16 protein-coding genes are annotated in these 20,887 nt (G+C 37.8%); 8 read left to right on the forward strand and 8 right to left on the reverse strand.

What is annotated here, in order from left to right:
- Positions 1-69: 69 nt before the first annotated feature.
- From uvrA to BMW64_RS15735, 4 genes are all read right to left on the reverse strand, one after another.
- Positions 70-2,901: an excinuclease ABC subunit UvrA gene (uvrA, locus tag BMW64_RS15720; protein ID WP_090000903.1), complete on the reverse strand. Its 2,832-nt coding sequence runs from the start codon at positions 2,899-2,901 to the stop codon at positions 70-72.
- 185 nt (positions 2,902-3,086) lie between these two features.
- Complete coding sequence (locus tag BMW64_RS15725) at positions 3,087-4,013, reverse strand: DUF3829 domain-containing protein (RefSeq protein ID WP_090000904.1); 927 nt, start codon at positions 4,011-4,013, stop codon at positions 3,087-3,089.
- A gap of 109 nt (positions 4,014-4,122) precedes the next feature.
- On the reverse strand, positions 4,123-6,000 hold the full coding sequence (locus BMW64_RS15730) for a type VI secretion system baseplate subunit TssF (RefSeq protein WP_090000905.1): 1,878 nt from the start codon (positions 5,998-6,000) through the stop codon (positions 4,123-4,125).
- 25 nt (positions 6,001-6,025) lie between these two features.
- Positions 6,026-6,466: a GPW/gp25 family protein gene (locus BMW64_RS15735; protein WP_090000906.1), complete on the reverse strand. Its 441-nt coding sequence runs from the start codon at positions 6,464-6,466 to the stop codon at positions 6,026-6,028.
- A gap of 628 nt (positions 6,467-7,094) precedes the next feature.
- Between BMW64_RS15735 and BMW64_RS15740 the strand changes: the two genes are divergently transcribed.
- From BMW64_RS15740 to BMW64_RS15770, 7 genes are all read left to right on the forward strand, one after another.
- Entirely contained in the window at positions 7,095-7,478 is a 384-nt protein-coding gene (locus BMW64_RS15740) for an HU family DNA-binding protein (RefSeq protein ID WP_090000907.1), read from the forward strand.
- 619 nt (positions 7,479-8,097) lie between these two features.
- Positions 8,098-9,237 carry an acyl-CoA dehydrogenase family protein gene (locus tag BMW64_RS15745; RefSeq protein ID WP_090000908.1) on the forward strand — a complete coding sequence of 380 codons (1,140 nt, stop codon included), beginning with the start codon at positions 8,098-8,100 and terminating at the stop codon, positions 9,235-9,237.
- Between the two features lie 212 nt (positions 9,238-9,449).
- Positions 9,450-12,380 carry a reprolysin-like metallopeptidase gene (locus BMW64_RS15750; RefSeq protein WP_090000909.1) on the forward strand — a complete coding sequence of 977 codons (2,931 nt, stop codon included), beginning with the start codon at positions 9,450-9,452 and terminating at the stop codon, positions 12,378-12,380.
- A gap of 220 nt (positions 12,381-12,600) precedes the next feature.
- The gene (locus BMW64_RS15755) at positions 12,601-13,068 is read left to right on the forward strand and encodes a pyrophosphohydrolase domain-containing protein (RefSeq protein ID WP_090000910.1); all 468 of its coding nucleotides are present in this window, start codon (positions 12,601-12,603) and stop codon (positions 13,066-13,068) included.
- Position 13,069: 1 nt separating this feature from the next.
- Entirely contained in the window at positions 13,070-13,636 is a 567-nt protein-coding gene (locus BMW64_RS15760) for a TlpA family protein disulfide reductase (RefSeq protein ID WP_090000911.1), read from the forward strand.
- Positions 13,637-13,639: 3 nt separating this feature from the next.
- Positions 13,640-14,245 carry a DUF4230 domain-containing protein gene (locus BMW64_RS15765; RefSeq protein WP_090000912.1) on the forward strand — a complete coding sequence of 202 codons (606 nt, stop codon included), beginning with the start codon at positions 13,640-13,642 and terminating at the stop codon, positions 14,243-14,245.
- 11 nt (positions 14,246-14,256) lie between these two features.
- Positions 14,257-14,445, forward strand: coding sequence for a hypothetical protein (locus tag BMW64_RS15770; protein ID WP_090000913.1), 189 nt, complete (start codon positions 14,257-14,259; stop codon positions 14,443-14,445).
- Positions 14,446-14,592: 147 nt separating this feature from the next.
- Here the strand turns inward: BMW64_RS15770 and leuB are convergent, their stop codons facing one another.
- The 4 genes from leuB to BMW64_RS15790 form a co-directional block, all read right to left on the reverse strand.
- Positions 14,593-15,714 (reverse strand): 3-isopropylmalate dehydrogenase, encoded by a 1,122-nt coding sequence (gene leuB / locus BMW64_RS15775; RefSeq protein ID WP_090000914.1) that lies wholly within the window; start codon positions 15,712-15,714, stop codon positions 14,593-14,595.
- Positions 15,704-16,303, reverse strand: coding sequence for a 3-isopropylmalate dehydratase small subunit (leuD, locus tag BMW64_RS15780; RefSeq protein WP_090000915.1), 600 nt, complete (start codon positions 16,301-16,303; stop codon positions 15,704-15,706). The genes leuB and leuD overlap by 11 nt, the downstream gene beginning before the upstream one ends.
- A gap of 288 nt (positions 16,304-16,591) precedes the next feature.
- Positions 16,592-17,971 carry a 3-isopropylmalate dehydratase large subunit gene (gene leuC, locus BMW64_RS15785; protein WP_090000916.1) on the reverse strand — a complete coding sequence of 460 codons (1,380 nt, stop codon included), beginning with the start codon at positions 17,969-17,971 and terminating at the stop codon, positions 16,592-16,594.
- Positions 17,972-18,002: 31 nt separating this feature from the next.
- Entirely contained in the window at positions 18,003-19,166 is a 1,164-nt protein-coding gene (locus BMW64_RS15790) for a 2-isopropylmalate synthase (protein ID WP_090000917.1), read from the reverse strand.
- A 148-nt stretch (positions 19,167-19,314) separates the two neighbouring features.
- Between BMW64_RS15790 and BMW64_RS15795 the strand changes: the two genes are divergently transcribed.
- Positions 19,315-20,859, forward strand: coding sequence for a hypothetical protein (locus BMW64_RS15795; RefSeq protein WP_090000918.1), 1,545 nt, complete (start codon positions 19,315-19,317; stop codon positions 20,857-20,859).
- Positions 20,860-20,887 lie beyond the last annotated feature (28 nt).

The following is a 20,887-nucleotide window of genomic DNA, read 5'->3' on the forward strand; positions in this document are numbered from 1 at the left end:
AACTGCGTATTATCAGTAAGTAAAATAAAAAAACAGTAACTTCTGCTACTGTTTATTATTTAAATATAATTACTCCAATTCCCTCTTCAAAAACTTCCCTGTCAAGCTTTTCTTCGAATTCACTATTTCTTCAGGTGTCCCCTGTGCAACGATCCGTCCGCCATGTTTTCCACCTTCCGGACCAACGTCGATAATATGGTCAGCCATTTTGATAACATCCATATTATGTTCAATAATGATGAAAGAATTTCCTAATTCCACCAATTTATTAATGGCATCCATGAGAATTTTAACGTCTTCAAAATGAAGTCCGGTTGTCGGTTCGTCAAGAATATACAGTGTATTTCCGGTTTGTCTTTTGGCAAGTTCGGTAGCCAGCTTGATACGCTGAGCTTCCCCTCCTGAAAGTGTAGTTGACTGCTGCCCCATAGTGATATATCCCAAACCAACATCCTGTAGCGTTTTCACTCTTGAATAAATCTTCGGAATCGGTTGGAAAAATTCTACAGCCTCATCAATCGTCATATCCAGAACATCGGAAATCGATTTTCCTTTGTAGCGGACTTCCAGCGTTTCTCTGTTGAAACGTTTCCCGTTGCAGGTCTCACAGTGAACATAAACATCAGGCAGGAAATTCATTTCAATTACCTTCAAACCGCCTCCCTGACAGGTTTCACATCTTCCTCCTTTTACGTTGAACGAAAATCTTCCCGGTTTGTACCCACGGATTTTACTTTCCGGCAATTCTGCGAATAGATTTCGAATATCCGTAAACATTCCGGTGTACGTTGCAGGATTGGATCTTGGTGTCCTACCGATCGGAGTCTGGTCTACATCGACAATTTTATCGATATTTTCAAGGCCTTCGATCTTTTTGTAAGGTAAAGGTTCCTGAACAGCTCTGTAAAAATGTTTATTAAGAATCGGATACAATGTTCCGTTGATTAGAGAAGATTTTCCGCTTCCTGAAATTCCTGTAACCACTACCAGCTTACCCAAAGGAACATTAAGCGTTACATTTTTAAGGTTGTTTCCGGTAGCACCTTTCAGAATAATATGTTTTCCGTTCCCTTCCCGTCTCTCGGCAGGAATTTCAATCTTTCTTTTCCCATTGATGTATTGAGCGGTAATGGTATCTGCTTTTAAAAGATCTTTAGGTTTTCCCTGCCAAAGGATTTCTCCCCCGAATTTTCCTGCTCTCGGACCGATATCCAAAACCTCATCGGCTTCAAGGATCATGTCTTTATCATGCTCTACCACCAAAACAGAATTTCCGATATCACGAAGATTTTTCAGGGAATTGATAAGTCTTTCATTGTCTCTCTGGTGCAGTCCGATACTTGGTTCATCAAGGATATAGAGTACATTTACCAGCTGAGAACCGATCTGTGTAGCCAGACGAATCCTTTGAGATTCACCTCCTGAAAGCGTTTTTGAGCTTCGGCTCAGGCTTAAATAATCCAACCCGACATCCAGCAAAAACTGTAGTCTTGTTTCAATTTCTTTTAAAATTTCGTGAGCAATGATTGCCTTTTTTTCTGAAAATTTATCTTTAACATCGGCAAGCCAGTCTTTTAAATCAACCAAGCTTAATGCATTAACTTCGGCAATATTTTTACCATCAATTTCAAAGCTTAAACTTGAAGGCTGCAGACGGGTTCCTTTGCATAGCGGACAGATCTCTTCTGTAGTGAAGTGTCTTTCCAGCATGATGGCTTCATAAGATTCCCGTTCATTTATGATTTCGTTCATCAGGGGAACCATACCGTCGAAACTGATCTTAACTTTCTTGCTGATTCCTGCATACTTAAGATCTTTATTAAATTCTCTGTGACATCCTTCATAGATATATTCCAATGCTTCTTCAGGGATATCTTTTATAGGCGTAGCCAATCCCAATCCGAATATTTCAAGAATGTTTTTGATTTGAGACAACATCCACTTGTTGGATTTAATATCTTCCAGCGGTAGCAAACCTCCCTGATTGATCGAAAGTTTTGGGTTTTCAACAAAGTAATCAGTATTGATCTTGTTAATGGTTCCTAATCCTTTACAGTTCGGGCAGCTTCCTTTCGGAGAATTAAATGAGAATGTATTCGGTTCAGGTAAGGCCAGTGAATGACCCGTTTCGGCATCCATCAGGTTTTTGGAAAAATATTCAATATCGGTACTTCCCAGCTTTTGAATTCCGATCAGTCCTTCTCCCATTTCCATCGCGGTACGGAGTGATTTTTCCATTCTGGTCTCAGAAGCACTTTCGCCGATGATCCACCGGTCGATAACAATATCGATATCGTGAGTTTTATAACGATCAAGTTTTAGGTCATACTCAATATCCTGAAGTTCGCCGTCGATTCTTGCCTGTCCGTATCCTTTTTTGGCCATCTGAACAAAAAGTTCATGATAATGACCTTTCCTGGATCGTACGACGGGTGCCATCAGCATGATCTTTTCGCCTTTGTAATTCTCTTTAATGGTTTCAAGAATCTGTTCTTCGGTATAGCTTACCAGCTTTTTCCCGGAGACTTGTGAATAGGCATCTGATACTCTTGCAAACAAAAGTCGAAGGAAATCGTACAGTTCAGTAACCGTTCCTACGGTTGATCGGGGATTTTTATTGGTCGTTTTCTGTTCAATGGCAATTACGGGAGACAATCCTTCGATCTTATCTACATCAGGACGTTCCAGGCCGCCTAAAAACTGTCTGGCATACGCCGAAAATGTTTCGATATAGCGTCGCTGGCCCTCTGCAAAAATAGTATCAAAAGCCAGTGATGATTTACCGCTTCCCGAAAGGCCCGTAATTACGACCAATTCATTGCGCGGAATTTTAACAGTGATGTTTTTCAGGTTGTGTTCACGTGCGCCGTAAACTTCTATATATTCTGTTGATTTACTCATAATTTGGTATGATTTTACATGAAAATCACGATGTGCAAAATTACGGAATTTTTATGAAATTTTCGGTGTTAAAAAATGTTAGATTATTTACGATATATACAACTGCTTTAAGACTTAAATGGTTTATAGTAAATAAAATACCGGTGAAAGTTTCACCGGTACTTATCTTTTTGAGATGATCTGATCTACTGTACAAAAGAATTATAAGAATTCAGTACAGAGTCGTAAGCTGAACTGATTTCCTGGATATTGCCGTCCGGAATCTTGTTGGAGGTTTTTGAGTCCCGTATCAGCTTTCTGTATTTGTCAAGAAATTCTGTAGCCCTTTTGTTGAAGTTTTCAAACAGCGTTTTCTTATAAGCATATTGCTTTCCTTGGACGTCGAATTCTTTTTTAGCGTTTACATCAACTGCTTTTTCCAGTTCGTTGTATTTTTTCTGTGCTTCTGCTTCATTGAAACCTTGGGTATATTGTTTGTCGAGAATATCCATTACAGCATCAAGGTCATTCATCACTGATTTGGATGAAATGATATAATCTCTCATCGGATGATCTTTTAGAATCACTTCTTCAGCGGCTTCGGTAGCAGGTTTTATTTTTGTCACAATATTTTCGCCTGCCGTAAAAAATGCCTTTGCTTCCGCGTCGATATCTTTCTGTAAAGCCAGTGCTTTTGCTCCCTGGTCATCTTTGTAATCTTCGGAAGTGATGTAAGATTTCAGTTCCTCATATTTTTTTTCGATGCTTTCCCGCCTTCTCTTATAGGTTACGAGTTCTGTTTCAATAATTTTTTGTTCGCTGTCAAAACCGGATGGAACGCCTTTAATTTTACTTAAAGAATAATCCATTGAATTAATAACCATAGGCATACTGTAGACCGTTTCGCCTTTTGACTTTTTTACCGCCGCCTCAGCGTACTGAATGATATTCTCAACATGTCGCGAAGAGCTTTTGTAAGATTCCAGGAAGTTGTTATTAAAATCAATTATAGCCTGAGACTGATCTTCCCCAGCCTGTGCCACTGCATTTTCAATTTTGTCAAGACCTTTTTTGCAGCTTACTACCGTTACACTTACCGATAAAGCAAGTGCAATCATCATCATTTTTTTCATATTATATTAAGTTGATATTTATGTATTTTTAAATTTAACCGCAAAGAGACAAAAGACTATTTAAAGTTAAATCTTCACACCTTTTGTTAAATAAAAAGATTATTGCTTTTCAGGAAAAATCGGTGTCTTCATTTGTTACTTTTACCAGATATTCGATGCCGTCGATGGCTTTTAAAATAATCTGATTCCGTAAAATATTTGCCATATTCTCCCAATAGAGCCTTCCGTAGAATGAATAATTATTAGGAACAATTTCGACCTCAACTGTTCTGATAAAGCCTTCTTTCGGTTTATTACTGATCATGGTTCCGCGCTTTACCCGGACTTCCTTCAGTTCATCCTTCAACACCATTCTGCAATAATTTTTAACATCTTCCAGAGAGATAATTTTATCTCTCGTTGTTAAAGCATATTTATAAGCCTGAATGCTGTCGGTTCCTTTCTGCTCTTCTGCTCCGCCGATGGTTTCAGAAAGAAGCACCAGGACCTGTGATTTTAATTGATTGGATAGTTCTGTTCCGGGGCGCATATGGTTGGCCAGTGTGCAGTGGGTCACCCAGAAAGAGGCATAGGTATGATCTGTCTTTTCAACAGGTTCCATGATAACATAATTAAGTTCCTGTTTGATGGTTCTCCTTGCATTATTTACTTTTTGAACCATCGATTTCATTTTGTCGGCCATCTCGCTCAGCAGTCCTTTTACATTGTCTCTGTTAAGAAGTGAGAAAGCAGCAATTTCATCCCGTGTAAGCTCAAGTACATTGGCGATCATGTCTACAGCGTTTCTGTTCGTGAAGCGTTCCATACCCCCTTTTCTGACGGTATATAATCCTTTTTTAAGATCGTCATTCGGAGTAAACGGGATCTCTGTATATTTTCTTCCGTCACCGTCCTGAACTTCATCCACATACAAAAAATGTTCACCTTCATCCGTAACAAGCGGAATATTATTGCCCATGATATCGAGGCTGTATTCTGTTTTCTTCCAGCCGCGGTTGTAGATAGGAAAAGCATTTAAAACAAAAGAGAAATTATCCAGTATTTCAGCAGAAAACTGCGGAGGAAATTCAAAAGTGAGCCACAGATAGCGTTTGCCGTCTATGTGTTTCGTGATCTCTTCTTTATAATCTACAAAGCTCAGGTTTTCCGGCAGTACACCCGGCTCTGAGAATAAAGAACTTGAAATTCCGCTTACTTCAATGAATTTGTGACTGTAAATACTTTTTACATCCTCAATGATTTTATTCTGAATAGACTGCTCATAAAATATCTGCTCGTATCCTTCTGCTTCCGTATTCTTGTAATAAGTTAATCCTTCCTTTATAAACAGAGGATTTCCATTGCTGGTCACGGTGATGTAAGGTAATAATTTATAGGTAAAATCTAAATGCTCAAACGCGGGATTTGAACAGTAAATGCTTAAATATTTAGGAAAATTTTCCTGTGAATATTTGCTGACATCAATACCGATCGTTACTTTCCGGTAATCTTCCGGTCTTCCCTGAAATCTTGCGACGGGAATTTTATTCAGCCGTTCGTCAATGCTGTAGCAGGTATTCCCGACAAACATGACAGACGTCTGCACTTTATTGATTCTCACATTTCCAACCGGCGTAAAAGGAATATTGATCTGCTTATCCGATTCGGATTTTATGGTAGAAGTCATGTGCTTTCTGAAGAAAAACTCAGTATGCTCCAGAAGAATTTCCGAAGATTCATAAGGTTGCGTGAAAGCAATGGCATGTGCCGGCACCGGATGGGTATAAATGGAAGGCGTTAACAGTTTCGCAAGCTTTTCCAGGATTCTGGCGTTTACGGTCTGTATTTCGTTATTGGCTTTAAAAACTTCCGTACTGAAAGCATCAATCAGCAGTTTCACGAACGGATCCAGTGACTGTGGACTTTTCAGTCCCCATACTTTGGTGGCATTCTGAAGCATCCTTGCTTTTACGGATTCTTTAGAGTAAATATTTTGGTCTAAATTCATAGATTGTGGTTATAGTATAAGGAAATTAATCAATCGACATCGGGCTCAGAAACAACTCTGTGGAAAAGCTGAAACGTTCTCCCGTAGCTTCCATTTTAGCATTGATGGCGATCTTTACTTTCTTTTTAATTTCGGTATGTTCTTTTGTATCATAAGTATGCTCCACAATCTGAATATGGGCATCGATCTGAGGATTGATAATCCGTGGTTCGTACTCCTGGATCTGTCTTTTGAGGCTTTTAATGAATACCGTTTCCCAGACAGCGCTGGTTACGCCATTATCGAATTCAAGATTCCATACATCGTTTCCGTAATTTTCGTCATATCTGTTTTCTCCTTTTTTGGTGGTGATCAGCAGCATGATGTTATGGGCAATACTTTCTCCCATATCGCATGTGTCGATACTTCCTCCCTCCGTCATCAGTGCCGACGGAATAAAAGGCATTCTGTAATTTGGTGTGTCCATAATTCTGCTTCTTTTATTACTTCATAATAGTCAATTGCTAGAACAGAATACCAAATTAATGATTTTTCACGAAATATGGTACGGTCATATTGTAAAGTTGGTGAATATTTTTAAGAATTTTATCTGCCTGTGAATAAATCCTCACTGTGTTGTTTTTGGAAGGTGTTTAATTTTTTCAGAAAAGATTAGCATCTCATTTTCACTCTCTCGCAAATATGGTAAATGTATTATTTCCGAAAAACGGAGCTTCATTTTTCATAATTTTTTTGAAGACATGAATTATTTTACACGACTCTTACTTTATGTATCCTGGTATTCAGGAGAAAATCTTTGTCTGGGCCTGTTTCAGGGCATTTTAAGAGATTGATCTGAAATTTTTTTTGGTGTTTTTAAGAAGCCTTGCAGAATTTATCAGGATAAATCAGAAAAATCATCAGGATAAAATGACAAAATCATCCTGATAATTTTCCAAAATGATGCGGATGAATTTTCCGCCTTATGCAGATGAATGTTTTTACCTGGAAATAAAAAAGGACTATTTTTTATTTATTCATCATTTTGTGGTATCTGTTTTTTTTATACATTCGTACTCAAAATACAAATTGTTTAACTTTTAAAATGAAAAAAAATGCCTATTACATTTAATGTTATTTCGAGAAAAAATCCTCTTGCTCCAAATGAACCTCCAAAATTTTACGCTGATATTGTAGGGAACGGTCAGACAACTTTTGAAGATCTTGCCAAATACGCATCTACCGTTTCAACAGTTTCCAAGGCCGATATTCTTGCCGTGCTGGAAAGTACATTCTCTAAAATTGCTGATGATGTGGCCGATGGTAAGATTGTATATGTCGGGGATTACTTTACCCTCCAGGCCGGCGGTTCCAGCGAAGGAAAAGAAACTGCAGAAGAAGTAAATGCTTCCTGTATTACTTCTCTGAAAACTATTTTTCGCCCGGGTAAGCTGATTAAGCAAGCTATGAAGCTCGCTGAAGTCAGGAAAAAAGACTAACCAAAGAGGCTGTCCTAGTTTGGGCAGCCTCTTTTTTTATGTCTGAAAATTGAACAAGTAATTTTTATGCTCCGGAGGAGTAATATCTGTGCAGAAGAAAAAACAATGAAATATCGCAAGCACGCGTAGGTGTGCTATGATAAGATAGAACCCCTACGGAGTTCCGGTACAAGATGCTAATATTAATCCTACAAAGATATTGTTCCAAGGAGCAAATCCTAAACTGTGCTATAAAATCATTATTTAAATCAGATGAATTCGTGGCGATTACAAAAAAGGACTATTCAGACTTTTAGGACAGCTTCTTTTATTTTTAAATAAATCTTTTGATTACAAAATCTGTTCAGATGAGTCCGGGATTCTGTTGGAACATCCTTCCGGTGCCTGCGATGTAAAATAGAAAGGGATAATCGTTGTGGGCTCCGGAAGTTTTCTAACGAGGTTAAAAATCGGATGGCCAATCATCAATTGATACGCCTTGTTTTGATTAATTCATTTTTGATTTTAAGAATCTAAAAAACTGAAAACTAAAAATTTGCGGATAACTTACCATGCCTGAAATAATTTTTTTGGACCTTCCGTCAATTTGGTTATCTTTGGGAACTAACTATATATCTATATGAATACAGAGACTATTGACAACATTAAAATGATAGCGGAAACGGCAAGAGAATTTGCTGAAAAAAATATTAGACCTAATATTATGGAGTGGGATGAAAGTCAGACTTTCCCTAAAGATTTGTTTCATGAGTTAGGAGAAATGGGGTTTATGGGAATTGTTATTCCTGAGCAATATGGAGGCTCTGGTCTTGGATATCACGAATACGTTACCATTCTGGATGAGATCTCCCAGGTTGACCCTTCTATCGGACTTTCTGTAGCGGCGCACAATTCACTTTGTACCAATCATATTTACGAATTCGGAAATGAAGAACAGCGAAATAAATGGCTTCCTCAGCTGGCATCAGGAAAGGTAATCGGTGCATGGGGATTAACAGAGCATAATACAGGTTCTGATTCCGGAGGAATGTCTACAACCGCTGTAAAAGATGGTGATGAATGGATCATCAGTGGAGCTAAAAACTTTATTACCCACGCTATTTCAGGTGATATTGCCGTGGTGATGACGAGAACCGGTGAAAAGGGAGCTAAAAATAATTCTACTGCTTTTGTATTAGAGAAAGGAATGCCGGGCTTTTCTTCCGGTAAAAAAGAAAATAAGTTGGGAATGAGAGCTTCCGAAACCGCAGAATTGATTTTCGACAATGTTCGTGTTCCCGATTCTCACCGGTTAGGAGAAGTGGGTGAAGGATTTAAACAGGCTATGAAGATCCTTGACGGAGGAAGAATATCTATTGCCGCATTAAGTTTAGGAACGGCAAGAGGAGCTTATAAAGCTGCATTGAAATATGCGAAAGAAAGACAGCAGTTTGGTAAGTCTATTTCAGAATTCCAAGCCATCAACTTTATGCTGGCTGATATGGCTACGGAGATTGATGCTGCAGAATTGCTGATCCAGAGAGCTGCTACTTTGAAAAACGCCAAGCAGAAAATGACTAAAGAAGGCGCAATGGCCAAACTTTATGCTTCTGAAGCTTGTGTAAGAATTGCTAACAATGCTGTTCAGATCTTCGGAGGTTATGGATATACTAAAGATTTCCCTGCTGAAAAATACTACAGAGATTCAAAACTTTGTACAATCGGCGAAGGAACTTCTGAAATTCAGCGATTGGTAATCGGCAGAGATATTACAAAATAAGGTGATATAAAAGAGAATTATATCTTCAAAAAGTGAATAGTACTCGCATGTTGCGGGTACTATTTTTATTTAAATACCAGTATATTTGTGTGTATTATTTAATGTAATACATAATTATTTATAGTAAATATCTAAAAATTTCTTAAAAAATTTTGTTTTTCGTAATTGAATTTTTATTAAATTTGGTATTCCACAATCAAAAATAATTTTATATGAAAAAACAATTAACGTTGTTGGGAATGCTTTTTCTTTCAGGCATTTCTTTCGCGCAGACCGATCGTCTCTGGTCGCCGGGATCAGGAAAAGGAACTTCCGGGATCTTTGAAAACAAAAGCAATATTCTTAATCCTAAAATTTACAGCCTTGACATTAACGGATTAAAGAATGTTTTAGCCCGGGCGCCAAAAAGATTGGCTGCAGGAGAAAAATCAGAAATTATTATCTCCTTTCCAAATGCTGACGGAAAAATGGAAAACTTCAAGATCAGGGAAAATTCCAATTTCGATCCGCAGCTCGCCGCAAAATATCCTGATATTAAATCTTACGTAGGAGAAAGCCTGGAAAATCCGGATTCTACTGTATACTTCAGCATTTCACCATTAGGACTGTCGTCAATGGAAATCTACGGTAATAAGTCGGCAGTTTTTATTGAACCATATACTAAAGATCTTTCTACGTATATCGTTTATAAAAAATCGGATAAAAAAGATGATCTTAATAAATTTGAATGTACTGTGCTTGATGTTGCGCAAAAAGGTGCTACAACTGCAAGTGACATCACTGCACGGCCTAATGCTGATGATGCGAAACTAAGAACTTTCAGACTTGCCCTGTCCTGTACAGGAGAATATACCGCGTACTTCGGTGGCACGAAAGCCAATGCATTAGCTGCCATGAATAACACGATGACACGCGTCAACGGTGTTTTTGAGAAAGACTTCTCTGCAAGAATGGTCTTGATTTCCAATAATGATGCGGTGATTTATACAAGTGCTTCATCTGATCCCTACTCTTCGGCTTCCCAGATGAATAACTGGAATTCTCAATTACAGTCTACTTTGACTTCGGTTATTGGTGAAGCCAATTATGACATAGGACATCTTTTCGGAGCTTCGGGAGGCGGAGGAAATGCAGGTTGTATCGGATGTGTATGTACAAATGGTTCTAAAGGAAGCGGCTACACCTCTCCGGCAGACGGAATTCCTTCAGGTGATAATTTTGATATCGACTATGTTGCCCACGAAATGGGACATCAGTTTGGAGGAAACCATACGTTTTCAATGAGCAACGAAGGAACCGGAGCAAATATGGAGCCGGGATCAGGATCAACAATCATGGGATATGCAGGCATTACAAGTCAGGATATCCAGCCGCATTCTGATGCTTTCTTCCATGCGATCAGTATCCAGCAGATTACGAATAATATTAAAGCAAAAACTTGTCCCGTAAGCACAAATACGGGAAATTCAATCCCTACAGCCAATGCAGGATCAGATTATACCATACCGAAAGGAACACCGTTTATGCTAACCGGAACAGGAACGGATGCAAACGGAGATTCTTTAACTTATATCTGGGAGCAAATGGATAATGCTTCTTCTTCCCAGACAGGGGCCAGTTCTGCAGCCAGTGCTACCAAATCTTCAGGACCAACTTTCAGATCATGGACGCCAACTGCTTCACCGGTAAGATATTTCCCAAGAATGGCTTCCGTGCTAGCCGGAGCAACAACAACTGCTGGTTCAGAGATTACTGTGGAAGCCTTATCTAATGTAGCCAGAACTTATAACTTTAGATTTACGGTTCGCGACAACAGATCCGGAGGTTCAGGAAATAATTCAGATGATGCTGTAATCACTGTGAACGGAACGGCAGGTCCTTTCAGTGTAAGTTCACAGAATTCAGCAACAACCTACACGGGAGGAACCTCTCAAACCGTTACCTGGAACGTTGCAGGAACAACAGCAAATGGTGTAAATGCAGCGAATGTTGATATTCTTTGGTCTACAGATTCCGGGAATACCTGGACTACTCTACTTGCCGGAACACCAAATGACGGCTCCCAGGCAGTAACGATTCCAAATTCATCGACTTCAACGGGAAGGATTATGGTAAAAGGATCAAATCATATTTTCTTTGATGTGAATAATGCCAATATCACCGTAAATGCAGGCTCCGGAACGGTAGACACCACAGCACCAACGGCTCCATCATTAGCCGCTTCAGGCACCACTTCTACAAGTACTAATCTTTCATGGTCTGGTGCAACGGATAATGTAGCGGTAACTGGCTACGATGTTTATCAGGGATCTTCACTGATCGGTTCCACGGCATCAACATCTTACACCGTAACAAGCCTTACTCCTTCTACCACATACAGTTTCTCTGTAAGAGCGAAGGACGCAGCAGGAAATGTTTCTTCATCCAGCAATACCGTTAGTGTAACCACGCTTGCCGGAAGCACAGTTTCTTACTGCTCAGCTTCTGCCAATAATACGGCTGATGAAAGAATCGGAAATGTGAAATTCGGCTCTATTAACAATACTTCGACAGGAACTTCAGGTTATGAAAACTTTACGTCCGTTTCTACCAATGTGACTAGAGGAACAGCTTATACAATTTCCATAACTCCGGTGTGGACATCGACGGTTTACAGTGAAGCTTATGCTGTCTATATTGATTATAACAGCGACGGAGATTTTACAGACAGCGGCGAACTGGCATGGTCAAAATCAGGTTCAACAACAAGTCCTGTAACAGGTTCAATTACGATACCTTCTACAGCAACGTTGGGAAGCACAAGAATGAGGGTAATGATGCAGTATAGCTCTGTTCCTTCGTCATCATGTGGCACTTACACCTACGGACAGGTAGAAGATTATACTTTAAATATCGTATCATCCGGAAGGAATGAAATGGGTACAAAAGATCTTCTGACAGATATTAAGCTGTATCCTAATCCTGTAAAAGACATTTTATATATCTCAAATACGACGGCAGAAGATTACAAAATCTTCGATATGGGTGGAAAACTAATTAATTCAGGAAAACTTGAAAGAGGCTCTGTGAATGTAAGCAGTCTTATCAAAGGTGCTTATTTGATTCAGATCGGAGAAACTTCCAAGAGATTCATTAAAAACTAATAGCTGATTCAATTAAACCGAAAGGCTGTCCGGAAACGTGCAGTCTTTTTTTTACGGGCAATAGTGATAAATAATAAATGATATTTCTTTAATGATTAAAAAATAAAAATTCACGATTGACAATTGACAACGAATCATTTTCATTAAATCGTAAAAACCTAAGTCATGAATCCATATTTCTGAAACCTTATTTTTATATTTGCGTAAATAAAAAATATTCATGGATAAAATTGACAGTCTGAACCAGGTAGCAGAATTCCACACCACTTTTAAAGCCCCAATTTTGGAAACTCCGCAGATTCCTTCACCGGAAAGATGCAATCTTCGTGTCGAGCTTTTACAAGAGGAACTTAATGAGCTTAAACAGGCCATTGCCGATAATAATATCGTGGAAATTGCCGATGCATTGTGTGATCTGCAGTATGTTTTAAGTGGCGCCGTTCTGGAATTCGGACTTGGCAATAAATTTGTAGAACTGTTCGATGAGGTTCAGCGTTCAAACATGTCAAAGGCATGTGACAATGAAGAGCAGGCGCAGGAAACCGTTGAATTTTACAAAGCAAAAGATGTAGAATCATTTTATGAAAAATCAGGTGAAAAATATAATGTTTACAGAAAAGCAGATCATAAAGTTCTGAAAAACAAATATTATTCTCCTGCCGATTTGAAGACAATTATTGAAAAATAGCATGAAAAAAATTATTAAGAGCATTCTCACTATCTCCGTTCTATTTTTTACAGCTCAGCAGCTTAGTGCACAAAAAGTTGTAGTAGGACGTGAAGTGGAAACAACCGATGACGGTAAAATGCTTCTGGGAAATCAGTTAAAAGCAAAATTCCTCGAAGCTCCCTATTCTGACTGGTATGTTAAAGAACATGATGAATATGCACTGGATCAGAAAGCAATCAGTGAACTTAAAAAAGATAAAATAAATTCTTACAGCATAACTGTTTTTATGGGAACGTGGTGCGAAGACAGCCACAGGGATTTTCCAAGACTGATGAAAATCCTGGAGGAAGTAAAATATCCTGAAAGCAAGCTGACGATCATTGCTGTAAACCGCAAAAAGGAATCACCTACGGGTGATGAGGTTCGTTACAACATTCAGAAAGTCCCGACAATTATTCTGGAAAGATATGGTAAAGAAGTCGGAAGAATCATAGAAATGCCGACCACGGGCTATATTGAAAGAGATTTGGTTGAAATATTGAAAAAAGACGACCAATCCGTAATCAAAGAAATTTTTAATAAATAAGTATTGAGGAACTTAAAAATAATACTACCCTTTCTTGCAGGAGTCGTTTTGATGATTATCCTGTTTTTCAGTTTCAGATCCTGTTTTAATCCTGCCGAGAAAACTGAAAAATCAGATTATTATATCCTGACCAATCAGATTTCAAAGATGAATAAAATGGTTGTTCTTGAGCAGAACACTTCATCAATGCAAAAGACAAAAATGGGATATGAATTTTTCGGAAAAGAAGTTTCCAGCAACAGTATCATTACGTATACCAAAACCAATGCGCAGGTTTCTTATGATCTTAATAAGATGAAAATGGAAGTGGATTCTGTTAACAAAAAACTGATTATTACAGAATTACCCGAAGCAGAAATAAGAATCACCCCAAGCGTTGAAATTCAGTCTCTTGATGATTCCTTTTTTAACAGGATCTCTGAAAAGGATATTAAAAATGTAACGCAGAAAGCTAAAATTACAGCAACCAATTCCATCGACCAGAACCGACTGAGAAATGAAGGTCGCCAGCAATTAATGGAAAATCTCAATTCAATATTCGTTTTGGCAAAGGCTTTGAATTACAAGATAGAAGACCAGACAGGAAAGCTGGGTATTTTAAAATTGTAAATTTAAAGGCTATGGATCCGCAAGAAAAAAACAAAAAAGAAGAGCCGGCAAATGCTGCCGAAATAAAAAAACAAAATCAGGATTTTCCGAATATTCCTGCATCATCAAAAAAGACAAATCCGTCTGATGTAGATAAGGAAGACGTTCAGAAATCTTCACAAAATAATAAATCCGGAAAAACTGATAATACGGAAGAATAATAAAAAGGTTCTGCTTCATTGAAGCGGAACCTTTTTCAGAAAAAAAATATACAAATAAAAATCAAACCGTAAGAAATTCGCTCCGCTATATGAATTTTATGGACTCTTTACTACTTATCTAATTGCAGCGAAGCGAAATTTATGATGTCAAACAATGGTAGATTTTCCGAGCTTTACATTTTCAAAATTGTAATAAGATTTCTCGGAATAAGTAATAAAATCTGCAATAAAACTTCCCACTTCACCAGTCGAATAAGGTTGTTCTGCATTCAGATCTACCGTTACATATTTATTTTCAATAGCATGTTCTACAGACTGTCTTAATTTTTCCGCAGCCTGGTCGAGTTTCAAATAATCAAGCATCATTGCTGTACTCAAAATAGAAGCAATCGGGTTGGCAATTCCTTTGCCTTTTGCCTGGGGATAAGAACCGTGAATAGGCTCAAATAAAGCATTACCATTCCCTATCGAAGCGGAAGGCAACAAACCGATAGACCCACCAATCACACTCGCTTCGTCCGATATAATATCACCAAACATGTTTTCTGTTACGATTACATCAAACTGTTTTGGATTTAAAATCAATTGCATGGCGGCATTATCAACAAACATAAAATCCAGTTCCACTTCAGGGTATTCTGTAGCGATTTCTTTACAGACTTTTCTCCACAGCCTTGAAGTATCTAAAACATTGGCTTTATCAATTAATGTCAACTTTTTTCTGCGCTTTTGTGCTTCCTGAAAAGCCATGTGAACAATCGGGGAAATTTCATCACGGTTGTACTTACAAATGTCGTAAGCGTAACCGGCTTCGTCATCGGTAAATTTTTCACCAAAATAAATTCCACTCACCAGTTCCCTGAAAATCTGAATATCAGTTCCTTCAATAATCTCTTTTTTTAAAGGACTCTTCTCAATCAGAGAGCTGTATGTTTTCAGAGGTCTTATATTTGCAAAAAGTCCAAGCTCTTTACGAAGTTTCAGCAAACCTTGTTCAGGGCGAACTTTTGCGTCAGGATTATTATCAAAAGACGGATCTCCGATAGCTCCGAAAAGAACTGCATCGGATTCTTTGCAGATTTGCAGTGTTTCATCCGGCAAAGGATTTCCTGTTTTATAAATCGCTTCAGCACCCATTAATCCGTATTTAAACTCGAATTTATAATGAAAGGCTTCAGCTATTGCTTCCAAGATTTTAATACTCTCTCCTACGACTTCCGGCCCGATTCCGTCTCCCGGAAGAACTGCTATTTTAAAGTTAGTTTTCATATACTTTTTGTGTTTTTAATTCAAATTCCTGAATTGCCTGCTTTCTACTGATCAAAAAATCAATATCATCATAGCCATTCATCAGGCATATTTTTTTATAAGAATCAATTTCAAAACTTTCTGTTTTGTCATTAAAAGTAATTGTTTGTTTTTCAACGTCCACCAGAATTTCTTTTTCAGGATTTTCCGTGATTCCGCTTAGAATTTCTTTTAAAAAATCTTCAGAAACTTTTACAGGTAACAAGCCATTATTCAATGCATTACCTTTGAAAATATCAGCAAAGAAGCTGGAAACGACTACTTTAAATCCATAATCTGTTAAAGACCACGCTGCATGCTCCCGACTGCTTCCGCAACCGAAATTGTTTCCTGCAATGAGAATTTCACCGCTGTATTTAGGATTGTTCAGCACAAAATCAGGATTGGGCTCGTTTGTATGAACATTGTATCTCCAGTCTCTGAAAAGATTATTTCCAAAGCCTTTTTTATCAATACTTTTTAAAAACCTGGCCGGAATGATCTGATCCGTATCTATGTTTTCTACCGGCAAAGGAATCGCCGTGGATTTTATTGTGATTAATTTTTGCATTTTTTTAGCTAAATAGTTTTAATTATTCTTTATTTTTCAGGAGCTTTGTCCCGCTATCCACTCATACTCCTCGCTCCATAGCTTTTGTCTTCACTTGCTGCGGGGTAACCGTTTCTATCGGGGCTAGAAAAGTGAACGGTTTTCACTTTGTGAGTCAATAGTAAATTGTTTAAAACATTAAAATAAACATTTGACTATTCACCGTTGACTATTGACTTATGTAATAAAATTCACCATTGATAATTCACCATTGATAATTCACTTACGAAGTAAAATTCACTCGTACCATCAGTTTTCAAAGACCGAAATTTTCCCTTCGATAGCAACTTTTGCGGCAGTTAAAGGACTTGCTAATATTGTTCTTGCTCCCTGTCCTTGTCTTCCTTCAAAATTTCTGTTAGAAGTCGAAACACAATATTCACCTTCCGGAATTTTATCATCATTCATTGCTAAACATGCGGAGCATCCCGGCTGTCTTATTTGGAAACCTGCCTCGTTAAAAATTTTATCCAGGCCTTCTTCAAAAATCTGTTTTACAACCTGTTGTGACCCCGGAACAATTAAAGCCTGTACATGTTCTGATTTATGCTTACCTTTAATATAATGTGCCGCCGAACGGAAATCTTCGATTCTTGCATTGGTGCAGCTTCCGATAAAAACATAATTCACTTTGATATCAGAAAGCGCCTGGCCTGCTTTTAAACCCATGTATTTCAGTGCCTTTTCCTCAGAATCATTCTGTGGAACAGGAATATTCTGACTGATCGAAATTCCCATTCCCGGATTTGTTCCGTATGTCACCATCGGATAAATTTCAGAAGCGTCAAATGTAAACTCTGTATCGAAAATCGCTCCGTCATCTGTTTTCAGCGTTTTCCAGTACTCCAATTTTTCCTGCCATTCTTCGCCTTCCGGTGCAAATGTTCTTCCTTTGACATAACTGAAAGTGGTTTCATCCGGTGCGATCATTCCGCCGCGGGCTCCCATTTCAATGCTCATATTGCAGACGGTCATCCTTCCTTCCATCGACATTTCTTCAAAAACATTTCCGGCATATTCGCAGAAATATCCCGTTCCGCCATCGGTTCCGACTTTAGAAATGATATAGAGAATTACATCTTTTGGCTGAACGTTTTTATTTAATTTCCCATTTACGGTAATTCTCATAGATTTTGGTTTATTCAGCAGTAAACACTGGCTTGCAAAAACCTGTGCTACCTGGCTTGTACCAATTCCGAAGGCAATAGACCCAAAAGCTCCGTGTGTTGAAGTATGGCTGTCTCCGCAGACAATACTCATTCCCGGCTGTGTAATTCCCAGTTCCGGGGCAATGATGTGAACGATCCCCTGATAAGGATGACCCAAACCATACAGTTCAATATTGTTTTTTTTGCAATTTTCTGTAAGCTGTTGAACCTGGTTTCTGGAAGACTCGTCGCGTATTGGCTTATCCTGATCCCATGTGGGAACATTATGGTCAGCTGTAGCAACAATCTGTTGTGGCCTGAAAACTTCCAGGTTTCGTGATTCCAGTTCTGCAAAAGCCTGTGGGCTTGTTACTTCATGGATCAGATGTTTGTCAATATATATAATTTGAGGTCCGTCGGGCACAGTTTCCACAACATGAGCGTCCCAGACTTTATCAAAAAGTGTTTTATTATTATTCATTTTATTTTATATCTAAAAGAAAATCAATCCTCTACCCTATCTTTTTTGTTACTTTATCAATAATTAAACTTAAATCATCATTATTGACTTCCTTTTTATGGTCAGCTATCTTAAGAAATTCCTGATATAAAAAATCAAGCTCATTTTTAGTAACATCAAAACCGATATTTTTGAATCGGTACGCGAGTGCTGAACGTCCGCTTCTTGCTGTAAGAATAATCGATGAAGCATTTACGCCCACCTCCGAAGGATCGATAATCTCGTAAGTTTCCCTGTTTTTGATAACACCATCCTGGTGAATTCCCGAACTGTGAGCGAAAGCATTGGCTCCCACGATAGCTTTATTCGGCTGCACGGGCATTCCCATAAGATCAGACACCAAAACACTCATAGCGTTGAGCATTTTGGAGTTGACCTCTGTGTATAATTTTAAATTTTTATGTTGTTTAAGAATCATGACAACTTCTTCCAGAGCGGTATTTCCTGCTCTTTCTCCAAGTCCGTTGATGGTGCACTCTATCTGTCTTGCCCCATTAATTACCCCCGAAATTGAATTGGCTGTGGCCAGTCCAAGATCATTATGACAGTGGCAGGATAAAACCGCCTTTTCAATTCCTTTTACGTTTTCTTTTAAATATTTTATTTTTTCTCCGTATTCTTCAGGAAGACAATACCCTGTTGTATCAGGAATATTAAGAACTGTTGCTCCGGCTTTGATGGCTTCTTCGCAAACTTTCGCAAGATAATCATTGTCGGTTCTTCCGGCGTCTTCGGCATAAAATTCCACATCTTCCACGAAAGTTTTGGCATATTTTACAGCCTGAACGGCTCTTTCGATAATATCTTCTCTGTTGGAGTTGAATTTGTATTTGATATGAGAATCTGAAGTTCCGATTCCTGTATGGATTCTTGGTCTTTTGGCGTATTTCAGTGCTTCGGCAGCAGCCTCGATATCTTTTTGGTTAGCTCTTGTCAGCCCGCATACTTTTGCATTTTTTACTAATTTTGAAATTTCTGAAACGGAATGAAAATCTCCCGGACTGGAAATAGGAAATCCCGCTTCAATGATGTCTACACCAAGCTCATCGAGTTTTTCCGCAATCGCTAATTTCTGTTCCGTATTGAGTTTGCAACCCGGAACCTGCTCTCCGTCCCGTAGTGTGGTATCAAAAATTTCAACTTTTTCGGAATTCATAATGAAGTTTTTTACTTAATTTTGAATCAAAACTAGAAAGATGAAACGTTTAGTCTTTATTGTTTTTAATAAAAATTACAATACTCAAAATATTGAAATTTGAATTTAATTATTTGTTTATCAGTATTTTAATTTATAAAAATTTACAATGGCAGAATTGCAGAAAGATTTTTTATTTGTCCTTATTAAGTCATTGACGACTTCGGAAAAAAGGCAATTCAAGCTGTATGTAAACCGTCTTGGAATTAATGTTGATGCAAAATTTCTTCTTCTTTTTTCGGCAATCGATAAGATGAAAGAATATGATGAAAATACAATCATCAGCAAAAAAATTTCCACAAAACAACAGCTGTCAAATTTAAAAGCGCACCTTTATAAGCAAATTTTAGTGAGCTTACGTATGAATCCGAGTCACCAGAATTACCGGATCCAATTGCGTGAACAGCTTGACTTTGCAAATATTCTGTATCAGAAAGGTCTTTATAAGCAGGCTTTGAAAATTTTAGACAAAACGAAACAGTCGGCATTGGAACTTGATGAGAAAACAATTGCTTCGGAAGTGATTGATTTGGAGAAAGTAATTGAGTCACAGTTTATTACAAGAAGTATTGAAGGGCGGGCAGATGAACTCATCAGGCAGTCAACTGAAATCAGCAAGCAGAATCACTATGCCACAGAATTATCCAATCTTTCGCTGAAACTCTACAGTGAAATGCTGACACACGGCTATGTAAAAACTGATGAAGAGCGTGCTGAAGTCATGGAAATCTTTACTTCACAAATTCAAAAAATAACTTTTGAAAAACTGAATTTTACAGAGAAACTGTGGTATTTTAAAGCACATGTCTGGAAAAACCAATTGCTCCAGGAATATAAATATACATTGAAATATGCCTTTCAGTGGGTAGATTTATTTCACAAAAATCCCGAGATGATCATGAGTCATCCTGTTTGGTATATAAAAGGAAATACGTACCTCCTGAAAATCCTTTTTCTTTATGGGAATATTGATATTTTAGAAAATAGTTTTAACACATTTAATAAGGTCGTACATTCTTCAAGTTTTACTCAAAATGAAAACTTACAATCTCTTATTTTTCTGACACATTATAATACGTTGATGAATATTCACTTTGTTAAAGGTGAATTCTTTTCAGGCTCAAAACTGATTCCGGAAATTGAATTGAAAATGGAAAGGCTTCGCGACAAAATCGATGAGCATCATTTTATGATTTTGTATCTTAAAATGGCAGCTATGTTTTTCGGAAGTAAGAAATTTAAAGAATCAATAAAATATGCTTTAAAAATAACGGAATCTAAAGGAAATGTTCAGGAAGATCTGCTGTTTCATACACGGATTTTGATTTTAATGGCTAAGTATGAGTCAGGAAATGATGAAGATTATGATGAGTTTATCAAAGCAACTCTTAAATTCGCGAGAAAAATGAAAAAGCCGGATGAATTTCATTTTGAAAGCGTGAATTTTTTTAAAAATCTGAATAATTTAACGCCTCACAATCAGTTGGAATCTTTTAAAGAATTTGATAAAAAGCTGGATGTTTTTGAAGGAAATGAATATTACAGAAGGTCTTTATTATACATCGATATTCATGGCTGGGTAAAATCTAAAGTAAGAAATGTTGACGTTATCGAAATTATTAAAGAGAAAGTGAGATATAAAAGAGATCATTAAAATAATTCTAACATATTCATAATTAAAA

The sequence above is a fragment of the Chryseobacterium taichungense genome (assembly GCF_900109935.1).
In the GTDB taxonomy this organism is placed as follows: Bacteria; Bacteroidota; Bacteroidia; order Flavobacteriales; family Weeksellaceae; genus Chryseobacterium; species Chryseobacterium taichungense.